General features: G+C 63.5%; 20 protein-coding genes. 7 read left to right on the top strand and 13 right to left on the bottom strand.

Going from position 1 to position 15430, the window contains the following annotated elements; all coding sequences use genetic code 11:
* Window position 1 precedes the first annotated feature (1 nt).
* Window positions 2–427 carry an OsmC family protein gene (locus EPO50_RS15520; protein WP_296345538.1) on the bottom strand — a complete coding sequence of 142 codons (426 nt, stop codon included), beginning with the start codon at window positions 425–427 and terminating at the stop codon, window positions 2–4.
* 113 nt (window positions 428–540) lie between these two features.
* Between EPO50_RS15520 and EPO50_RS15515 the strand changes: the two genes are divergently transcribed.
* On the top strand, window positions 541–1464 hold the full coding sequence (locus EPO50_RS15515; protein WP_296345536.1) for a hypothetical protein: 924 nt from the start codon (window positions 541–543) through the stop codon (window positions 1462–1464).
* Window position 1465: 1 nt separating this feature from the next.
* Entirely contained in the window at window positions 1466–2440 is a 975-nt protein-coding gene (locus EPO50_RS15510; protein ID WP_296345534.1) for a tripartite tricarboxylate transporter substrate binding protein, read from the top strand.
* A 117-nt stretch (window positions 2441–2557) separates the two neighbouring features.
* Here EPO50_RS15510 and EPO50_RS15505 read toward each other — a convergent pair whose 3' ends face one another.
* The 5 genes from EPO50_RS15505 to EPO50_RS15485 form a co-directional block, all read right to left on the bottom strand.
* A complete protein-coding gene (locus EPO50_RS15505; RefSeq protein ID WP_296345533.1) occupies window positions 2558–2776 on the bottom strand; it encodes a hypothetical protein in 219 nt (72 codons plus the stop codon).
* A 77-nt stretch (window positions 2777–2853) separates the two neighbouring features.
* Entirely contained in the window at window positions 2854–3759 is a 906-nt protein-coding gene (locus tag EPO50_RS15500; protein WP_296345532.1) for a carbohydrate ABC transporter permease, read from the bottom strand.
* Complete coding sequence (locus EPO50_RS15495) at window positions 3752–4708, bottom strand: carbohydrate ABC transporter permease (protein ID WP_296345530.1); 957 nt, start codon at window positions 4706–4708, stop codon at window positions 3752–3754. The genes EPO50_RS15500 and EPO50_RS15495 overlap by 8 nt, the downstream gene beginning before the upstream one ends.
* 77 nt (window positions 4709–4785) lie before the next feature.
* Window positions 4786–6114 (bottom strand): extracellular solute-binding protein, encoded by a 1329-nt coding sequence (locus tag EPO50_RS15490; protein WP_296345528.1) that lies wholly within the window; start codon window positions 6112–6114, stop codon window positions 4786–4788.
* A gap of 47 nt (window positions 6115–6161) precedes the next feature.
* The gene (locus tag EPO50_RS15485) at window positions 6162–7214 is read right to left on the bottom strand and encodes an ABC transporter ATP-binding protein (protein ID WP_296345526.1); all 1053 of its coding nucleotides are present in this window, start codon (window positions 7212–7214) and stop codon (window positions 6162–6164) included.
* A gap of 208 nt (window positions 7215–7422) precedes the next feature.
* Between EPO50_RS15485 and EPO50_RS15480 the strand changes: the two genes are divergently transcribed.
* From EPO50_RS15480 to EPO50_RS15460, 5 genes are all read left to right on the top strand, one after another.
* Window positions 7423–7821 carry a DoxX family protein gene (locus EPO50_RS15480; RefSeq protein ID WP_296345524.1) on the top strand — a complete coding sequence of 133 codons (399 nt, stop codon included), beginning with the start codon at window positions 7423–7425 and terminating at the stop codon, window positions 7819–7821.
* Window positions 7822–7922: 101 nt separating this feature from the next.
* The gene (locus tag EPO50_RS15475) at window positions 7923–8906 is read left to right on the top strand and encodes a tripartite tricarboxylate transporter substrate binding protein (protein ID WP_296345521.1); all 984 of its coding nucleotides are present in this window, start codon (window positions 7923–7925) and stop codon (window positions 8904–8906) included.
* 27 nt (window positions 8907–8933) lie between these two features.
* Complete coding sequence (locus EPO50_RS15470; protein WP_296345519.1) at window positions 8934–9272, top strand: Lin0512 family protein; 339 nt, start codon at window positions 8934–8936, stop codon at window positions 9270–9272.
* 14 nt (window positions 9273–9286) lie between these two features.
* The gene (locus tag EPO50_RS15465) at window positions 9287–9631 is read left to right on the top strand and encodes a Lin0512 family protein (RefSeq protein WP_020698164.1); all 345 of its coding nucleotides are present in this window, start codon (window positions 9287–9289) and stop codon (window positions 9629–9631) included.
* Between the two features lie 19 nt (window positions 9632–9650).
* The gene (locus tag EPO50_RS15460) at window positions 9651–10436 is read left to right on the top strand and encodes a glutathione S-transferase family protein (protein WP_296345517.1); all 786 of its coding nucleotides are present in this window, start codon (window positions 9651–9653) and stop codon (window positions 10434–10436) included.
* Here the strand turns inward: EPO50_RS15460 and EPO50_RS15455 are convergent.
* From EPO50_RS15455 to EPO50_RS15425, 7 genes are all read right to left on the bottom strand, one after another.
* Complete coding sequence (locus EPO50_RS15455) at window positions 10433–10657, bottom strand: hypothetical protein (RefSeq protein WP_296345515.1); 225 nt, start codon at window positions 10655–10657, stop codon at window positions 10433–10435. The two genes, EPO50_RS15460 and EPO50_RS15455, sit on opposite strands and share 4 nt — an antisense overlap.
* 76 nt (window positions 10658–10733) lie before the next feature.
* A complete protein-coding gene (locus EPO50_RS15450) occupies window positions 10734–11258 on the bottom strand; it encodes a UGSC family (seleno)protein (protein WP_296345514.1) in 525 nt (174 codons plus the stop codon).
* A gap of 27 nt (window positions 11259–11285) precedes the next feature.
* The gene (locus EPO50_RS15445) at window positions 11286–12341 is read right to left on the bottom strand and encodes a hypothetical protein (protein ID WP_296345512.1); all 1056 of its coding nucleotides are present in this window, start codon (window positions 12339–12341) and stop codon (window positions 11286–11288) included.
* Between the two features lie 82 nt (window positions 12342–12423).
* A complete protein-coding gene (locus EPO50_RS15440) occupies window positions 12424–13338 on the bottom strand; it encodes a LysR family transcriptional regulator (RefSeq protein WP_296345510.1) in 915 nt (304 codons plus the stop codon).
* A gap of 13 nt (window positions 13339–13351) precedes the next feature.
* Window positions 13352–14440: an LLM class flavin-dependent oxidoreductase gene (locus tag EPO50_RS15435; protein WP_296345508.1), complete on the bottom strand. Its 1089-nt coding sequence runs from the start codon at window positions 14438–14440 to the stop codon at window positions 13352–13354.
* 13 nt (window positions 14441–14453) lie between these two features.
* Window positions 14454–14927 carry a tripartite tricarboxylate transporter substrate binding protein gene (locus EPO50_RS15430; RefSeq protein WP_296345814.1) on the bottom strand — a complete coding sequence of 158 codons (474 nt, stop codon included), beginning with the start codon at window positions 14925–14927 and terminating at the stop codon, window positions 14454–14456.
* A complete protein-coding gene (locus tag EPO50_RS15425; protein ID WP_296345506.1) occupies window positions 14872–15420 on the bottom strand; it encodes a tripartite tricarboxylate transporter substrate binding protein in 549 nt (182 codons plus the stop codon). Before EPO50_RS15425 ends, EPO50_RS15430 begins: the two co-directional genes overlap by 56 nt.
* Window positions 15421–15430 lie beyond the last annotated feature (10 nt).

The following is a 15430-nucleotide window of genomic DNA, read 5'->3' as shown; positions in this document are numbered from 1 at the left end:
CCTACTTCTTCAGCGTCTTGGTGAGCGTGATCTCCGCGTTCAGCACCTTGGAGACGGGACAGCCCTTCTCGGCCGCTTCCACCAGCTTGTCGAAGGTAGCCTGATCGAGGCCCGGCACATCGGCCACCAGCGTGAGTGCAGACTTGCTGATCTTGAAGCCGGCGCCTTCCTGATCGAGCGAGACGGCGGCCTCAGTCGACAGCGAAGTCGGTGTGAAGCCCGCTGTCTGAAGCTGGAAGGCGAGCGCCATGGTGAAGCAGCCGGCATGGGCGGCGGCGATCAGCTCCTCGGGATTGGTGCCCTTCTCGCCCTGGAAGCGGGTCTTGAAGGAATAGGCCGTCTTGGAGAGCACGCCGGAATCGGTGGTGAGGTCGCCATTGCCGTCCTTGCCAGTTCCGCGCCATTCGGCATGTGCCTTGCGAATCATGATCGTCTCCATAACTGGTCGTTTACCGGCGCAGCCTGCACCGGCTTTGTGACAGCGTCGATTCGTTCTTTGGTCGATGCTAGGGTCTCCTCACTCAAAGCGGGGAGAATTTCATGCGGTCGGTTTGGCGGGCGTTCCTGGGAGCGCTGCTCGTGGTCTGTCTGGCGGCAACGGCGTCGGCACAGAACGGGCTGGAGCGCTTCGAGAAGGACATCAAGCCTCAACTCGAACTCAAAAAATTCACCTATGCCGACGCGCGCCCGCTCGGCACCTCGGGCTTCATCCTGAACAACGTCGTGGCCGTCGTGCCGGCCAGCGAGGCGACCAACGACAAGGAAACCACGGTTAAGATCGAGAAGCTCACGGTCGACGAACTGGACTTCGACCGCCTGAAGAAGAACTCCAAGGACGACGCGTCACCTCGCTTCGCCAAGCTCAAGATCGAAGGCATGACGGGCGACGACGAGCTCTTCTCCTCGCTCGAGCCTTACGGCGTGCCGAAAGTGCCGGTCGACCTCGCCTTGGACTATCGTATCGATCCTGCGGCGAAGGTACTGACGCTGAATACGCTGGAGATCAATCTGCGTGGTCAGGCCAAGATCAACCTGGCGCTGGTCATGGATGGCATCAGCGACAAGAGCGACATGGGCAGCGCCAAGGACGACGGCCGCCTGCGCTCGGCGTCGCTCACTCTCGACGACAAGGAGTTGCTGGCCAAGCTGGTGCCGGCCTTCGCCAAGGAGGAAGGCTCGACGGCAGGAGAGCTGGTAGGCGGTGCGCTGGATGCGTTGGCTGGCTTCGCACAGATGCAGACCGGCGAAACGCTGAAGGCGCTCGATGCCGTCTCCTCGTTCCTGCTCGACTGGAAGGCGCCGAAGGGGCCGCTGGTCGTGGGGTTGAAGCCTACCAAGACCGCAGGCCTCGACGATCTCGACAAGATCGCCGTGCCAAACGCGCTCAGCACGATCTTCGGCTTCACCGCGACCTATCCCGCGACGCGGGCCGGCGCGGCGAAGGCCGGCTCGAAGGAGAAGTAACATGCAGCGCCGCACCCTGATCGCCGGCACGGCCCTGCTGCCGCTGGCTTTCAGTGCGGCGGCTCAGGACGCCTTTCCTTCCCGGCCGATCCAGATGATCGTGCCCTTCCCGCCCGGCGGTGTCGCCGACATCACCGGCCGGCCGACGGCGCATGTGATGGGCAAGCTGCTGAGGCAGTCCGTCGTCGTTCAGAACAGGCCGGGGGCCGGCGGTTCGGTCGGCGCAGCGCAGGCCGCGCGCTCGACGCCGGACGGCTACACCATCCTGATGGCACTCTCTTCGATCTCTGTGCTGCCGGTGGCGGATCGCCTGCAGGGCCGCACGCCAGCCTATGAACTCAACCAGTTCGCACCCATCGCCCTGATCAGCGCCGACCCCACGGTGCTCGTGGTGCGTGAGGACGGCCCCTACAAGATGCTGAAGGACTTCGTCGATGCCGCCAAAGCCAGGCCCGGCACGATCAACTACGGTTCTTCAGGCGTTTACGGCACCCTGCATGTCGCCATGGAAATCTTTGCGGGCGCCGCCGGCATCAAGCTGTTCCACATCCCTTACCAAGGCGGCGGTCCCGCCGTAGCGGCGCTTCTCGGCGGCCAGATCGACGCGTTGGCGTCGGGGCCGTCTGCGGCGATCGGCCAGATCAAGGCCGGCAAGATGCGCGCCCTCGCCGTCTGGGGCGACAAGCGGCTCGCCTCGCTGCCGGACGTGCCCAGCATGAAGGAGCTGGGTTACGACGCCACCTTCTATATCTGGTCAGGCCTGTTCGCGCCGACTGGCACACCACAACCCGTCATGACCATCCTGCGAGACGCGGCCCGGCGCACGGCCGAGGATCCAGAATTCAAGGAAGCGATGGCCAAGGTCGAGACACCGATCGCTTATCTTGACGCACCTCAGTTCAAAACTTTCCTGGACCGTGATTCCGAGAGGCTTCGGGTCGCTGTCGAACGGATCGGAAAAGTACAAGAAAACTAGACATCTCAGCGCGCAACCACGCTCCGACGCGGGGCGTTTTCTCCTCAGCGGCGCCATTCTGGCAGCCGCGGCGAACATGGAGACAACGCCATGAACGACCCCAACAAGCACAATCCCTCACAGCAGCCGGACCGCGATCGCCAGCAGCGCGAACAGGTCCAGCGCGAACAGCAGCAGCGGCAAAATCAGAAGCCCGGCCAGAAGCCGGGGCAGCAGCCGCAGCAGCGTCCGGATGACAAGGACGAGTAGTCCGTCACCGCCACGGGAGGTCCCGCCCGTGCCGCCGGTTCCCGGCAAGGTGGATCCAATTCCACCCGAAATGCCGGTGCCCGGCATGCCCGAGCCGGAGGACGTACCCCCGCCGGTACCCCATCCGCCAGGTCCGCCGACTCCGGCGGCCTGGCGGATATTCGTTACTCCTTCACCGCTCCGGTGAGGGAGGAGACGTAGTAGTCGACGAAGAACGAATAAAAGATCGCGACCGGCAGTGAGCCGAGCAGAGAGCCCGCCATCAGCGCGCCCCACTGGTAGACGTCGCCCGATACCAGCTCGGTCAGGATCGCGACGGGAACAGTCTTCTTTTCACCGCTCTGGATGAAGGCCAGGGAATAGATGAACTCGTTCCAGGACAGCGTGAACGAAAAGATGCCGGCCGAGATCAGTCCCGGCACCGCCAACGGCAAGGTGATGCGCCGCAGGATCTGCAGCCGTGTGGCACCGTCGATCAGCGCACACTCTTCAAGCTCATACGGGATCGACTTGAAGTAGCCGATCAACAGCCAGGTGCAGAACGGCACCAGGAAGGTCGGATAGGTCAGGATCAATGCGAACGGCGTATCGAACAGGCCGAGCTGATAGACCGTGGTCGCCAGTGGGATGAACAGGATCGATGGCGGCACCAGATAGGCGAGGTAGATGCCGAGGCCGACATACTGGCTGCCCTTGAAGCGCAGGCGCTGGATGGCATAGGCCGCCAGCACGCTCGACAACAACGACAGGAAGGTGGCGCAGACGGCGACGCCCATCGTGGTCATCAACCACCGCGGATAAGCCGTCTCGAACAGGAGCTTGTAGATATGGTCGAGTGTGGGGCTATCGATCAGGAACGGGTTGTAGCGCTTGTAGTCGTAGAGCTCCGCGTTCGGTTTGAACGACGTGATCGTCATCCAATAGAACGGGAAGAGCAGGATGATGACGAAGCAGGCGAGCGGCACATAGATCGTCACCATGCGCCGGGCGCGGCTGTCCCACGCCATCTGCTCCGGTACGGCCGTGGCGGTCGACTGGGTTTCGGGCTGGTTGGCAGTGGCGTCAGTCATTGGCCTCTCCCTGCTGCCACTTGCGACGGGCCAGCGCGAAATAGCTGAACAGCGTGGCGAAGACGAGGAACGGGATCATCGCAACGGCGATGGCCGCCCCCTCGCCCAGCTCGCCGCCAGCGATGCCGCGCTGGAAGGCAAGCGTTGCCATGAGGTGGGTCGAATTCACCGGACCGCCGCGCGTGATCGCATAGACGAGCTGGAAGTCGGTGAAGGTGAAGATGATCGAGAAGGTCATCACGATCGCGAGGATCGGTAGCAGCAGCGGGAAGGTGATGTAGCGGAAGCGCTGCCACGCCGTGGATCCGTCGAGCAGTGCGGCCTCGTAAAGCGAGGGCGAGATGGTCTGCAAGCCGGCCAGCAGCGAAATCGCGACGAAGGGAATGCCGCGCCAGATATTGGCCGCGATCAGAGACCAGCGCGCGGGCCAGGTCGATCCCAGGAAGTCGAAGTAGGTGGTGCGCACGCCCAACACATCGACCGCAAGGTAGGAGATGATCGAGAATTGCGGGTCGTAGATCCACCAGAAGGCGATGGCCGAGAGAACCGTCGGCACGATCCAGGGCAGCAGGATGATGGCACGCAGCAGGCTCTTCATCGGCAGATGGTTGTTCAGCAGCAACGCCAGCCAGAGACCCAGCGCGAATTTTCCGAAGGTCGCCACCGCCGTATAGAAAACGCTGTAGAACACCGCCTTCCAGAACAGCGGATCCTCCAGCAGATACTCGAAGTTCTCCCAGCCGATCCACTGGCCTGTGCGCCCGATCTTGGTGTCGGTGAAGGCGAGCCAAACGCCCAGCCCTAGTGGATAGGTGAGGAACACCGTCAGCAACCCGCCGGCGGGCAGCAGGCAAAGGAAGATCAGGAACGCCTTGTTGTCGAACAGCCGACCGAGCCAAGTCGGTTGCGGTCGGGTGCGCGTCCAGTCGGTCAGGGTGACGGCAGTCATCGTGTCTCCGGAACTCGGTCGCCAGGATGTGGGCGGAAGACGCGGCCGGGATCACCCGGCCGCGCTCCGTTCCCTTCTTAGCGGTAGTACCGGCGCGCGCGGCGCTCGGCTTCCTTCGCCGCCTCGGCGGGCGTTGCCTGGCCCGCAGCCACCGAGGCGCACATCTGCACCAGGATGTACTCGGCCGCGACCGTGCCGGCCGCCTGGGTGATCGGGCCCTTGTAGCCACTCCAGAACGGGTTGTTCATGCCCTCGCGATAGACGGCGAGCTTGGGATCGCTGTCCCACACCTTGCTCTTGCCGTAGGCGGCGAGCGGGTGCGACCAATAACCGAGGCAGCCCGTCAGCCACGGATCGTACTGCTCGGCTTCCATCATGTATTGCATGTAGGCCTTGGCAGCGTTCGGGAACTTCGAGTGCTTGAACACCATGCCGTTCAGGATCAACGCCGACTGTGGCGGCTTGCCCACGACACCCGGAGGCAAAGGCGCGTGGTCGGTATCGTCGGCGATCGGCTTCGTCGCCGGGTCGTTCTTCAGCGCGAAGTACATCGACACGCCGTTGGCCGTCAGGAACAGCTCGTTGGCCGCGAAAGCGCGGTTGTTGCTGACGTCACCCCAGGAGAGCGTACCCGGCACGAAGGTCGGGTAGAGTTCCTTCAGGTAGTTGAGGGCTGCCACCGTCTCCTTGCTGTTGATCGAGACCTTGCCGTCCTCGTCGACAAGGAAGCCGCCGTGGCTCCAGACCAGCCAGTTGGCGAAGCCGTTGCCGTCGCCGACCGCATTGCCCAGCGCGAAACCCGCCGGCTTGTTGTTCTTCTTGAGGGCCTGGCAGAGCTTCAGGAAGTTGGCGTGATCGCCCGGTACCTTGTCGAAGCCGGCGGCCTTGACGGCCGACTGGCGATAGACGATCGGGCCGGTCGAGCCGCCGAACGGCAGGCCGATCCAGTTGTTGGTCTTGGCCTTCTTGCCGTACTTCTCACCGAGGAACATCCAGCCGCCGTACTTCTTGCCGAGATACTCGGCGACGTCGGTGACCTCGAGCAGCTTGTCGGAATAGATGTGCGGATCCTCTGCCCAGCCCAGCACGATGTCGGGGCCGGCGCCGGTATTGGCCGACACCGCCGTCTGCTGGCGGATATCTTCCCAGCCGACGAAGTCGACACGGACCTCGACACCCTTCTCCTTGGCGAACTTGGCGGTGTTGGCGCGGAAGATCACTTCATCGGGCTCGACGAAACGCGCGGGACGCAGAATGCGCAGAGATGCGCCTTTCTCGATGTCGAGCTTGGGCGGCGTCGCGGTCGCCGTCGGAATGCTCTGGCCGTTGGCCGAGCGGGCCATCGCCAGCGCCGCCGCGGCAGCGCCGAGAATTACGGCTTCGCGCCGCTTTATGATGAACACCATTGTCGTTTCCTCCTGATTGCTTGCTTTGCTTGTTTTCTTCCCCGATCTCAGAGGCGCTGGCCGGATTGCTGGTCGAACAGGTGGACCAGGGCGGGATCGGGCCGGACAGGCAGGATCTCACCGGGCTTCGCCGAAACACGTTCACGGAAGGCGCCGATCATCGACTGGCTGCCGACCTTCATCAGCACCTGGGTCTCGGAGCCGGTCGGTTCGACGACCTGAACCGTCGCCTTAATTCCTTCGCTGTCGATCCTGAGATGCTCGGGCCGCACGCCGTAGATAGCCGGCCCTTCCTTCGGCCGTGCGCCGTTGACGGGCAGCGGCCAGTTCGTGCCGTCGTCCGTGCGCAACGTGCCGCCGCTGACTGTGCCCTTCAGCATGTTCATGGCCGGCGAGCCGATGAAGCCCGCAACGAACAGGTTGGCCGGACGGTCGTAGAGCTCGAGCGGCGGTCCCGCCTGTTCGATATAGCCATTGTTCATCACGACGATCTTGTCGGCCATGGTCATGGCCTCGATCTGGTCGTGGGTGACATAGACCGTCGTCACCTTGAGCCGTTGATGCAGCTCCTTGATCTCCGAACGCATCTGCACACGCAGCTTGGCGTCGAGGTTCGACAGCGGCTCGTCGAACAGGAAGACCTGCGGGTTGCGCACGATGGCGCGGCCCATGGCAACGCGCTGACGCTGGCCGCCCGAGAGCTGGCGCGGGAAGCGATGCAACAGTTGCTCGAGGCCGAGAATCTTGGCCGCCCGACCGACTTCCTCGTCCATCAGCGATTTCGGCGCCTTCGCCAAGGTCAGCGAGAAGGCCATGTTGTCGTAGACGGTCATGTGCGGATAGAGCGCGTAGTTCTGGAAGACCATCGCGATATCGCGATCCTTCGGTGGCACGGAGTTCACCACCCGCCCGCCGATCGCGATCTCGCCCGATGTGATGTTCTCGAGGCCGGCCAGCATACGCAGCAGGGTGGACTTGCCGCAGCCCGACGGGCCGACCAACACAACGAACTCGCCGTCCGCAATATCGACGCTGACTCCATGCAGCACTTCGACAGGCCCAAAGGCCTTCCGCACGTTACGGACTTCGACCGTCGCCATTTTTCCTCCACGCGGGCGGTGATACCGCCTTGTACTTGTACAACTGCCGGCTCTTGCGACCGGTCTGGCGCCGCGGATCATATGCAATGCGCATGTAACGCGCGAGCGCATACTGAGAGATCAGTGACTTAGTCACCGATAGCCGCTTGTCGAAAGTGCGAGCCGCATTCAGGATGAATTGTTGCAACTAGTTCGGGGGAGTCTTCACATGAATTTCGACGCGCTTGCCGCATCATGGGCACCACGTCTGCTCAGCATCATGCGCATCATGACGGGCTTGCTGCTCCTGCAGCATGGCACAGCCAAGCTGTTCAAGATCCCGGTCATTCCGATGTTCGCCAATCTCAGCATCACGTCGCTGCCGGGCATTGCCGGCATCCTGGAACTGGTGGGTGGCGTGCTGATTATCCTTGGCCTGTTCACCCGTTCGACGGCGTTCATCCTCTCGGGCATGACGGCGTTTGCCTATTTCATCGCGCATGCCCCGAAGGGCTTCTATCCGATCCTGAACGGCGGTGAGCTGGCGGCGCTTTACTGCTTCGTGTTCCTCTATCTCGCGGCGGCAGGCCCCGGCCCATGGAGCATCGACGCAGGCCGCAAGAAGTAACGCTTAACGCGCTTTCACCAAGCCTGTATGGAACGTCGGACGGCTGCCTCGTGGCAGCCGTTTCGCTGTGCACAAATGCGTACCGTGTGGGAGGAAGCGCCTTGTCCAAGCCAATCATCGTCAATCGTCGTCGTTTTGCCGTTCTTGCGGGCGCCGCCACATTGGCTGCCCCGATGGTCGCGCGCGGCCAGGCACGCTGGAAGCCCGAGAAGCCGATCACGATCTACAACCCCTTTGCCGCCGGTGGCGTGACGGACGTGCATGTCCGGCTGCTGGGCGAGACCGTCAGCAAGGTCCTGGGCCAGCAAGTCGTCGTCGATATCAAGGCCGGTGCGGCCGGCACTTTGGCGCCGGCGATGCTGCTCAACGCCAAGCCCGACGGCCAGACGCTCGCCATCATGTCCATCAACAGCTTGCGCTATCCCCACTACCAGCAGACCAACTGGGATCCGCTGAAGGATTTCACCTACATCACCGGCCTGTCGGGCTACACGATGGGTATCGTCGTGAAGTCCACCTCGCCCTGGCAGACGCTCGAAGACATGATCGCTGCCGGCAAGAAAGAGCCGGAGAAGTATAACTACGGCACCAGCGGCGTCGGCGGCACCGGCCAGCTCATGATGATCGAAGTCGAACAGGCAACCGGCACCAAGTACACGCACATCCCCTACAAGGGAGGTGCCGAGTGGATGCAGGCGCTGCTCAGCGACCAGGTGCATTTCCTGGCTGACGCCGCGCAATGGGCGCCGTTCGTCGACGACGGCAAGTGCCGCATCCTCGCCATGGCGACCGAGAAGCGTATCCCGCGATACAAGGATACGCCGACGCTGATCGAGCGCGGCATCAACGTCGTGGGTCAGAGCCCGTATGGCCTGGTCGGCCCCAAGAACATGCCGCCGGAGATCGTCGATTCGATCTACCAGGCCTTCAAGCAGGCGTCGGCCGAACCGAAAGTGACGGAGTATCTCGCCAAGTTCATCCAGGTTCCCTGGGACAAGAACCCGGCCGAGTATCGTGCCTTCGCCGAGAAGTATTACGTCGACGTGAAGCCGTTGCTGATCAAGGCAGGCCTCGCCAAGTCCTAAGGGACAACAAGTCGTAGGGAGAAAGCCATGGCGCTGAAGAAGGTGGCTCTTGAGATCGGCATGGGCACCGACATACGCGGCGGTGACTATACCAAGGCCGCCGTGCGGGCGTTGCGCGATGCGCTGTGGCACAACTCGCTCACCGTCGCCACGGCACTGGGCAAGTCGAGCGACGATATGCAGGTCGAAGTCCTGATCGGCGTGCCGAAGCCCGATCAGGTCGACACTAAGGAAGTGCTTGCGGTGCTGCCGCACGGCACCGGCTCGGTGAAGGTCGTCGAAGGCGGCCTCGAAATTCCCAACGAGGCCGGTACGGACAAGACGGTGATCGCCCAGGCGGCGGCCATCGTCCGGCTCGACCTGTAGGCGGAGGCGGCACCATGGCGGCGAAACGCGTTATCCTCGAGCTGGGCACCGGCAACGATCTGCATGGCGGTGACTACACCAAGGCGGCCCTGCGCGCGGTGCAGGACGCCCTGCATCATTCCTCGCTGGCGATGATCCGGACGCTCAAGATCAATCCCAAGACCGACATGTTCGTCGATGTCACGATCGGCGTGCAGCAGCCGGACAAGGTCGATGCGGAAAAGGTACGTGCCTCTCTGCCGCACGGCATCGTCACGGTAAAAGTGGTGAAGGGCGGTCTCGACATCGCCGATCCCGATCACAATGACCCTGCCGTGATCGCCAGCGCTGCGGTTGCCGTCCGGCTGGAGTTGCCCTGAACGTTCGGGAGATGGTGCCATGCTGCTCTACGAGCATCCGCTTTCCTCCTACGCCCAGAAAGTGAAGATCGCCCTGCGCGAGAAGGGCCTCGATTTCGACGTCGAGACGCCTGCAGCACTCGGTAGCGGCAATGCCGGCGGCGCGTTCGCCGCCGCCAGCCCACGCAACGAGGTGCCGACTCTCATCGACGGCGAGGCTCGCATCTTCGACTCCACGATCATCCTCGAATATCTGGAAGACAAATACCCGTCGCCCCCTCTCCTGCTGCGCGATCCGGTGGCCCGCGCGAATGCACGCATGATCGAGGATGTCTGCGATACCCTTTATGAAGCCGTGAACTGGGGCTTGAGCGAAGTCCGCTGGTTCAAGCGGGCCGAAGGCGAGCAGGCGGAAAAGATGAGGGCAACGGCGGCACGTCAGACCGCCGAGTTGCAGGCCTGGCTGACCGAAAGGCTCGGCAAGTCTCCGTGGTTCAATGGCGACGCTTTCGGCTGGGCCGATCTCAGCGTGGCACCTTATCTCAATCGCTCGTTCTTCTACGGATTGGGCACGCCGGCCGATTCACCGTTGGCGCAATGGCGAGATCGCCTCTGCCCCAGGCCATCCGTTGCCGCGACCTTCAAGGAATTCGAAGCCGCAGCAGCAGGCATGGCAAACGCGGCCGACCGACTAGCGTCGGGCACAATTCGACGCGAATATCGCGATCATCGTCTGGAATGGATGATGAAGTCGGGCGGTGTGCAGATCGTTCTCGACGGTCTCGCCAAGAACAACATCCGCTTCACTTGGCCTCTCGGGAATTAACCTCGGGCTCGACGTCCCATGAAGAGCATCGCAGCGCCGGCTACCACCGCGACCACGCCAACGATGCTCGGAATCGGGATGGTGCGCTGCTCATCGGCCGTGACCTTGAGCGGGCCAGCATCGACAATGGTCTTGCGCTCAGTGAACGAGATGTTGTCGATCGCCAAACCGGCGATGCCGATCGCGATCAGCAGGATTCCAAAGATTATCGCCGGCTTCATGCCCTGAACTCCCTTTCCTTGCGGCTGACCAAGGCAACGTGAGTTGCTGCCTGAGGTTGCACGCAAGGACCGGTGCTCAAGCCTTGAGCAGCATACTCTTGCCCTGCTCGATCGCCGTGCGTGCCATGGCGCGCAACTCGTCGTCGGTGGCGCTGCTGACCGGATGGCCGATCTGGGCGAAGCGATAATCCGGCATGCCCAGCACGCGGCTCATCATCTCGGCCGCACTGGCGAACCGGGTCGTCATCACGCTGAAAGCAGGAACCTGGAGTCTCTCAGCCGTTACAGAGTCGTGCAGACTGCACGATGAACAGCTTCCTCAATCCCCTAAGCCTGAGACGACGGCATCCCAGCCTTTGATCTCCGCCACGATATGGGCATCGGCCGGCGCGCTGTAATTCGACTTGGTGCGGCTCACGACCTTGGCCACGCCGTACTCTTCACGCAGGATCTGGTCCAGGTGCGTAAAGAAACCTTTGGTGCCTTCCTTGCCGTTGGAGATGAAGCCCACGGTCTTGCCCTGGAGCGTGTCGAGGCGCGGCGCGAGCTGGCCGAGCGGAGCAGCCGTTCCGGGCGTGGGGTCGAGAACACGAAAGGTCATGGCAGTCCTCTACTCTCTATATCTCTGTCACTTCTTCGGCGGTTCGCAATCGACGCAGACGCCGATGGGCAGGGTCACGGCATGGCTCTTATTCCCGAGCCAGGGTGGAATGACGGCACCGAAACCACCGGCCGGCCCGCCGGCCGCAATGACCAAAAGCTGGTCGGCCGACTCCATGGCCGGATAGACGCTGTCGCCGCGGTCCCGAACGACTGCGCCCTTGCCCACTTCAGCCCATTCGCGGCGGTGGATGCGCGCACGCTCATGGATGAAGCCCGCGATGTCACTCTTGGTCCACCCTCCGGCCTGGAGATGTTCCCGCAACTGCTTGGGAATGATCAGCGCGTAGTTGCCGGGATGGATCGAATAGTGCCGCAGGTTGGCGCGCATCTCGGCCGCGAAGGTTTCGAGGATCTCCTCGGGCTTGGTCGTCCACTCGTTCATGAGCTGACGCGGCGCACCGGCAGCCATCACCGTCACGGAAGACGCGCCTTTGGGAACGCCACGCTGCTCGGCGAGCGGCAGCCACGTCGTGTCCTCCTCGTCCTCGGCAACGCAATAGCTGAACTTGCCAGGGTGGCCGAGAGTCGACCGGTCGATCACGCCCGGCCGCACATCCATCAGGTTGATCAGGCAGAGCCGGATGGCTCGCCCGATAACGGCCGTGGCGCGATCGGAATTGCCCAGCGCATTGAACGTACCGCCGGCGCCCAGTTCGAGCCGGATCGGACCATTCAGCACGACCAGTACGGCGCAGCCGCCGGTGCTCGCCGTGGCACCGTGCATCAGGAATTCCTCCTGCATCATGGCCATCCAGGCGGTCACGACGACCGGGAAATGCATGGGCAGACAGCCCGCCATCACGGCATTGATCGCAAGCTTTTCGGCTGTGATGGCGAGCCCGCGCACCGGCTCGATGCCGATGAGCTGGTCGGGCGGCATCATCACCCATTCGAGGCAGGCTTCGACCGCCTCCTGCGTCGGCGGCACGACAGGCAGCCCATCGGTCCAGCCGTTGGAGTGGTAAAGCTCCTGGACGGCGGAAATGCTGTCGACGTCGTAGGTGCGTGAAGCGAGTTGCACGATGGTCCTCCACGGCCAGCATAGCCACCGCGATCGCTATGCCAAGATCAAGCTGATAGACAGGATTGTTGCACTCGACGCATCAATCGGCACGGGCCCATTCGCGCCGCAGGAAGGCAAGCAGGCCGGATGCTGCCGGCGTTGGCTCCCGCTCGCGCAAGGCGATCAGGCCGAGGCGATGGACCAGCCGCGGTTCGCTGAGCGGCACCGCCCGCAGGCCACGCGCCAACGGTCCGCGCGTGGTGCCTCTCGGCACGAGACCCACCCCCACGCCGGCGCCCACGAAGGCCAGCATGGTGGCGAGCTGGGTGACCACGACCATCTGGCGCAGCGGCACGCCGATCGTCGCCGCCGCCGCGTCGATGGTGCGGCGAGTGCGCGAGCCAGTCGGCAGGGCCACGATCGTTTCGCTGGCCAAATCAGCTAGGCTGACCTTTCGCCGTCCCGCCAGCCTGTGACGCGCCGGCATGACGGCGCAGAAAGTCTCGCGACCGAGCGCCGTGCCGACGACGAAGTCGGGCAGCTCGTCGACATAGCCGATACCGAAATCGGAGACACCACTTCGGACATCCTCGAGCACCGTCGCATGCACGCCTTCGCGGATATGAATCTCGACACCCGGACGGTCGGCGCGATAGGCCGCGACAATCGACGGCAGTCGCCCACCGGCCACCGACATGATCGTCGACAGCACGACGAGACCGCGACGCTCCTCGGCGACTTCGCGGACGCTCTGCACCGTGATGCCGAGATCGTTCAGCATGCGCTCGGCGACCGCAGCAAACTCGCGGCCCGCCGCCGTGATCTGGACACGCCGCGTGCTGCGATCGAACAGGCGTACGCCGAGCGCCGTTTCCAGCCGCTTGATGGCTCGCGTCAGGGCCGGCTGCGAGAGACGCAGCCGCGCCGCTGCTGCGACGAAGCTGCCATATTCGGCGAGAGCAAGGACGGCCTCGAGCTGACGGGCGCTGAAATCCGGAAGGGTCGCCCGCCGCATCTGGTCACCGGCCTCAGGCCGCCAGCATCCGCTCGCGATTGCGGTCGCGCAGGATCGGCATCACCCACTTGCCGAAGCGCTCCGCCTCCTCGTCGTGCAGGTAGCCCGAGAGGCAGAAGGAGTGGCAACCGAGGTCGATGAACTTCTGCAGCGTGTCGGCGCACTGCTCGGGATCGCCGACTATCGCAATCCCCGCACCGGGCCTGACCTGGGTAATGCCCGTCCACAGATGCGGCTCGATGGTCTCGCCGATCGCAGCCAGCTCGCGCACGCGGCGGTTGGCCTCCGACGTCGCAAAATGCTGCGTCACAAACTGCTTTTGGCCTTCCGTCGCATGTGCGACGAGCCCGTGGGCAAACTCCCAAGCCTCTTTCTCGGTCGGCCGGCAGACGATCTGCAGGCGCATGCCAAAGCCGATCTCGTTCTCGCGACCGTGCTGCGCTGCCATCGACTTGATCTCGGCCATGTTGGCGCGGATGCGATCGTAAGTGTCACCCCAGAAGAGATGAACATCCGAATGCTTGGCCGAAATCTCCCAAGCCTGCTTCGAACCGCCGCCGAGATAGAATTTCGGATAGGGCTTCTGCAGCGGATAAGGCCGGATCTGCGCGCCTTTAAGCTGATAGAACTTACCGTCGAAATGCACGGGACCGCGCGTGGTCCAGAGCGCCTTCAGGATCGAGACTTCCTCGTCCATGATCTCGTAGCGCTCTTCCTTGCCCCACTTGATGCCCTCGGCGGCATTCTCGGTCTCGCTCTGGCCCGCGATCAGGTTGATGCAGATACGCCCGCCCGAGAGCTGATCGAAGGTCGTGATCATCTTGGCCAGCAACACCGGATTGATGTAGCTCGGCCGCGCGGCCACCAGCATGCGCATCGACTTGGAGCGCGCCACCATCATGGCGCTGGCAATCCAGGCCTCCCAGCAGGCCGTCTGCACCGGCACCAGCATGTATTCGAAGCCGGCCGCCTCGGCAGCATCGACGATCTTGTCGAACAGCGGCATCGACGGCGCCACCTGTGCGCTCGCCAACCCGTAGGCCGTGGTATCGCCGGCGGTCGGCAAAAACCAGCCGAACTCCAGACGCTTTTCTCTACTCATCTCTACTCTCCCGTCATTCCGGATCGATGCCGGCCGCCTTGACCAGCATCGCCCATTTTTCCTTTTCCGCCTTGATGAAAGCGCGGATCTGATCCGGCGCCATTGGCTCGGGCTCGATCGAAATCGCCCGCAACCGCGCCGCCGCCTCCGGTTCGGCAACGATCTCCGACACATGACGGCCGATCTTGTTGATCACATCGGGCGGCGTGCGCGCCGGCGCCACTACCACGAACCAGGCATCGAGCGCGAAGGCGCCAAGCCCTGCTTCTGCGAAGGTCGGCACATCCGGTATCAGCGGCGAGCGCTTGTCGGAAGCAACGACCAGCGCCTTCAGTTTGCCTGCCTTGAACTGCGGCATACCGGTGCCGACGTCGATGAACGTCATGTCGATCTGGCCCGAGAGCACGTCCGCCATCGCCAGAGGCGCCGCCTTATAGGGCACATGCACGAGTTCGGTACCGGTGCGTTGGGCGAGCGTCGTGGAGATGACCCGCGCCGACGGCGTGCCGGCCCCGTAGGTCAGCGAAGGCTTGGCCGCCTTTTGCGCGCGCCACGAAGTCCGCGACGGTCGAAATGCCAGAGTCCGTTCGCACCGCCAAGGTAAAAGGGATTGAGCCGCAAAAGCCCGTGGGTGCGAAGTCAGCCAGCGAATCGTAGGGCACCGCCTTCATCAGATTGGGATTGCCGGCGTGCGTCGCAGCGGTCGCCATCATCAGCGTGTAGCCGTCCGCAGGCGCACGGGCGACGATACCGCCCGCAATCGAGCCATTGGCGCCAGCCTTGTTGTCGACGATCACCGGCTGGCCGAGCCGCGGTGACAGTCGCTCCGCAATGATGCGCGTGAGCGTGTCGGTGGCGCTGCCGGCCGTATACGGCACGACGATCGTCAGCGGCTTGGCGGGCCAGGATTGGGCGCGCGCGCCGAGGCCGGTCGAAGCTAGGGCGAGCGAGGCCAGAGCAGTGCGTCGAGTGAGGGACATGGCTGCATTT

Source organism: Reyranella sp., assembly GCF_004297405.1.
GTDB lineage: Bacteria > Pseudomonadota > Alphaproteobacteria > Reyranellales > Reyranellaceae > Reyranella.
This window is presented reverse-complemented; position numbering and strand designations above follow the sequence as displayed.